Below are 3,892 nucleotides of genomic sequence, written 5' to 3'. Positions count from 1 at the left end.
CGTCCGCAGCGTTCGCGTCCGCCGGGCCCACCTCAGGGCCCGCCGCGTCCGTCCCCGTCCCCGCGTCCGCGCCCGTCATGCCCGCACTCGCCTCGGGCCCGGGCCCCGCCGCGTCACTTCCGCCCGCCGCCGCCGTGGATTCCGTCGTATCCGGCACGTCTCGTACATCCCGTTCGTCGTCGTTACGGATCGTCGGCTCCCCAGAGGTGTCCCGCATCACCCGACCAGCGTACGGGCGATCCGCCGGGCCTCCGCTCCGTACCCGGCCGTCACACACCAGGCTCGGCGGCTATTCGTCCGTTCCTGATGGCCGCCAGCAGGTCGGCGTGGTCCGCCTCCGTACGGTCCGCGTACGCCACGGCGAAGGCCGCCACCGCCGCGTCCAGCTCCTCGTTCTTGCCGCAGTAGGCGGCGATCAGCCGCGGGTCCACGCTGTGCGCATGGGCCCTGGCCAGCAGCGCGCCGGTCATCCGGCCGTAGTCGTCCATCTGGTCGGCCGGCAGCGCCGCCGGATCGACGCTTCCCTTGCGGTTTCTGAACTGCCGTACCTGGAAAGGCCTGTCCCGTACGGTCGTCCAGCCCAGCAGATTGTCGCTCACCACCTGCATCCGCTTCTGTCCGAGCACCACCCGGCGCCCTTCGTGCACCACCTCCGGCGCCTCGAAGCCGACGACCGCCAGATGCGGCAGCAGGGCGGAGGGCCGTGCCTCCTTCACCTGGAGCACGAGCGGCTCGCCGCGGTGGTCGAGCAGCAGCACCACATACGAATGTGTCCCGACGCTGCCGGTGCCGACCACCCGGAACGCCACATCGTGGATCGCGTACCGCGCGAGCAGCGGCAGCCGGTCCTCCGGCAGCGTGCCGAGATACTCCTCCAACGACGCGGCCACCGCGGAGGCCTCCTCGTCCGACACCCGCCGCAGCACGGGCGGCGCGTCGACGAACCTCCGCGGCGAGCCGGCGCCGACGGTCCCGCTCTCGTCGGGCACCGCCTCGGTCGACCTGGCCGCGAACCGCGCGCTCGTGTTGTTGCGCGCTTTCTGCGAGACACGCTCCAGCGTGCCGGCCAGATCGCGCGCGTCCGCGTGCGAGACGAGTTCCTCGTCGGCGATCGCGTTCCACGCGTCGAGCGCCGGGAGCTTCGCCAGCAGCCGCATCGTGCGCCGGTAGGCACCGACGGTGTCGTACGCCGCGCTGCGGCAGGTGTCCTCGTCCGCGCCCGCCGCACGGCCGGCCAGCACCAGTGAGGTGGCGAGCCGCTTGACGTCCCACTCCCAGGGACCGAAGACGGTCTCGTCGAAGTCGTTGAGATCTATGACGAGCCGGCCGCGCGCGTCGCCGTACAGACCGAAGTTGGCCGCGTGCGCGTCACCGCAGATCTGCGCGCCGACGCCGGTGACCGGTGTGCCCACCAGATCCTGGGCCATCAGTCCGGCGGCACCGCGCAGAAAGGCGAAGGGCGTGGCGGCCATCCGGCCGACCCGGAGCGGCGCCAGCTCGGGCACCCGGCCGCGGCTCGACTCTTCGACGGCACGGACCGCGTCGGGCCGCGCCGCCGCGAACACGACGGAGTCGTGCGAGGACCGCGGCACCCGGGCCCGCACCGACTTGCCCAGCTCCTTGGGCGTCCGCGGTTCGTCGGCCCTCTCGCCGTCCGCCATGGCCGTACGCGTCGCGAAGCCCGGCACCGCCGGAATGCGCCCGCTTCCAGAAGCCCCCACCGGCTCGACACCGCCCACATCGACCATGGCGTGCCGCCTCCCCCGTACTCATGTGAGATCAAACGCACATGACGGTACCGCCGTACCCAAAAGACCAGGAAGCCGGACCGCGCCCTGACACCGGACAGGACCTAACAGCCGCCCCCGATGTCCCCGGGCTGCTCCCGCAGATTGGACTCGGCCCACAGCCGCAGCTCCTTCAGCGCCGGCTCCATCGCCGCGCCCGCGTCCGTCAGCCGGTACGCGACCCGCAGCGGCGGCCCTTCGTCCACCTCACGTACGACCAGTCCCGCCGCGCCCAGCTCCGTCAGCCGGTCCGAGAGCATCCGCTCGCTGATGCCCGGGATCGCCCGCCGCAGCTCCGCGAAGTAGATCGCGCGCTGCATGAGCACGGAGATGATCGGGCCCGACCACCGCTTGCCGAGGAGTTCGAAGACACGCGTGATGCTCACGTCGACCTTCTTGCACTCATCCGCGCCGTGGTCCGCCATACGCACAGAGTACTGGTTTTCCGAGACGGGATGAAAAAAAGTAAGCGACTATGTTATCCATAGGTGCGAACGGAACTTCCGTCGCTACTCATTCGTATGGCACGCCACCCCTCATGGAGAACGTCATGGCCACGCTTCTGCACATCGACTCCGCCGTCTTCCCGGAAGGCTCCGCTTCGCGCGATCTCACGGCCACCTTCGTCAAGTCCTGGCTGGAGCAGCACCCGGAGGGCAAGGTCATCTACCGCGATCTGGCCGCCACTCCGCTGCCGCACCTGGACATAGCCGCCGTGTCCGCGGGCGCGGAGGACACGCTGCGCGCCGAGCTCGCCGCCGAACTGGCGGAGGCGGACGCCGTCCTCATCGGCGCGCCGATGTACAACTTCACGATCCCGTCCACGCTGAAGGCCTGGCTGGACCAGGTGATCATCGTCGGCCACAACGCGGGCCCCGACAGCACGGTGGCCGACACGCCGTTCACGATCGTCGCCAGCCGCGGCGGCTCGTACGCTCCCGGCACCCCGCGCGAGGACTTCGAGTTCGTCCAGAACTATCTGGAGAAGGTGCTGACCGGAATGTTCGGCGCCACCGAGATCGACTTCATCGTCCCGGAGCTGACCCTCGCGCCCTCCAAGCCGGAGATGGCCGAACTGGTCCCGCTCGCCGAGGCGTCCCGCGCCAAGGCCACCGAGGAGGCCACCCAGAAGGCCAAGGCACTCGCCGCCCGCCACGCCGCCTGAGCCCGGCCCGTACGGGCCGGACAACGAAGAACCCCCGCTCCGGAGAGATCCGGAGCGGGGGTTCTGTGGTGCGCGAGGGGGGAGTTGAACCCCCACGCCCTTTCGGGCACTGGAACCTGAATCCAGCGCGTCTGCCTATTCCGCCACCCGCGCATTGGGTGTGCCGTCCGGTGCCTCACCTGCTGGTGTGCGCTCCTGGCGACATCGAGAAGATTAGCACGGTGGAGAGGGTGGCTTCACATCCGTTTGTTGGCGGAATCGCGGCCCTGGAACAAGGAACGAACAGCGGTCGGCCCCCACTCCTCCTGAGAGCACCCGGGGTGCGGGACACTGTCATGAGGCCGCCTCTACGATCCGTGTGAGAGGTGACACTCATCGACGGGGCAGACAAGGGGAACCAGCCGATTTCCCGACGCGTGGATACGATCAGTAAGCAGTACCAGGACGGCAACGACGGAGGAGGTGCCCCATGGGAGTCATGAAGCGTTTCGAACAGCGTCTCGAAGGTTTGGTCAACGGCACCTTCGCGAAGGTGTTCAAGTCCGAGGTCCAGCCCGTCGAGATCGCGGGTGCCCTCCAGCGCGAGTGCGACAACAACGCGACGATCTGGAACCGTGAACGGACGGTCGTCCCCAATGACTTCATCGTGGAGCTGAGCGCGCCCGACTACGAGCGCCTCAGTCCCTACTCGGGACAGCTCGGTGACGAACTGTCCGGGCTGGTCCGCGACTACGCGAAGCAGCAGCGCTACACCTTCATGGGCCCGATCAAGGTCCATCTGGAGAAGGCCGAGGATCTCGACACCGGTCTGTACCGGGTGCGCAGCCGTACGCTGGCGTCGAGTACGTCACAGTCGCAGCCGCCCGGCGGCGCGCCGGGCGGACCGGGACCGGGCCCGCTCGGCGGACCTGTCGGTTACGCCGGCTCCGCCGCGCCCGCC

The 3,892-nt window shown here is 69.5% G+C and carries 4 protein-coding genes, 1 tRNA gene and 1 pseudogene; 2 read left to right on the top strand and 4 right to left on the bottom strand.

Translation table 11 applies throughout. The features are described 5' to 3' along the window. The 3 genes and pseudogenes from GA0115259_RS41320 to GA0115259_RS32635 all read right to left on the bottom strand — a co-directional run. Positions 1 to 217, bottom strand: a pseudogene (locus GA0115259_RS41320) (hypothetical protein); the annotation flags it as partial. Between the two features lie 52 nt (positions 218 to 269). Beyond that, entirely contained in the window at positions 270 to 1,748 is a 1,479-nt protein-coding gene (locus GA0115259_RS32640) for a DUF2252 domain-containing protein (protein WP_093603656.1), read from the bottom strand. Between the two features lie 104 nt (positions 1,749 to 1,852). Then, entirely contained in the window at positions 1,853 to 2,212 is a 360-nt protein-coding gene (locus GA0115259_RS32635; protein ID WP_093603654.1) for a winged helix-turn-helix transcriptional regulator, read from the bottom strand. 125 nt (positions 2,213 to 2,337) lie between these two features. On the opposite strand from GA0115259_RS32635, the gene GA0115259_RS32630 reads away from it, so the two are divergent. Next, a complete protein-coding gene (locus GA0115259_RS32630) occupies positions 2,338 to 2,952 on the top strand; it encodes an FMN-dependent NADH-azoreductase (RefSeq protein ID WP_093603652.1) in 615 nt (204 codons plus the stop codon). 66 nt (positions 2,953 to 3,018) lie between these two features. On the opposite strand, the gene GA0115259_RS32625 is transcribed toward GA0115259_RS32630, so the two are convergent. Beyond that, positions 3,019 to 3,105 (bottom strand) — tRNA-Leu (locus tag GA0115259_RS32625). A 316-nt stretch (positions 3,106 to 3,421) separates the two neighbouring features. Between GA0115259_RS32625 and GA0115259_RS32620 the strand changes: the two genes are divergently transcribed. Further along, positions 3,422 to 3,892: DUF3662 domain-containing protein (locus GA0115259_RS32620; protein WP_237540657.1), on the top strand; the 471-nt coding region annotated here is incomplete at its 3' end.

Origin of the sequence: Streptomyces sp. MnatMP-M17, assembly GCF_900091995.1 — a bacterium.
Classification (GTDB): domain Bacteria; phylum Actinomycetota; class Actinomycetes; order Streptomycetales; family Streptomycetaceae; genus Streptomyces.
Note: the sequence above shows the minus strand (reverse complement) of the source record. Positions and strands in the feature narration are given on the sequence as shown.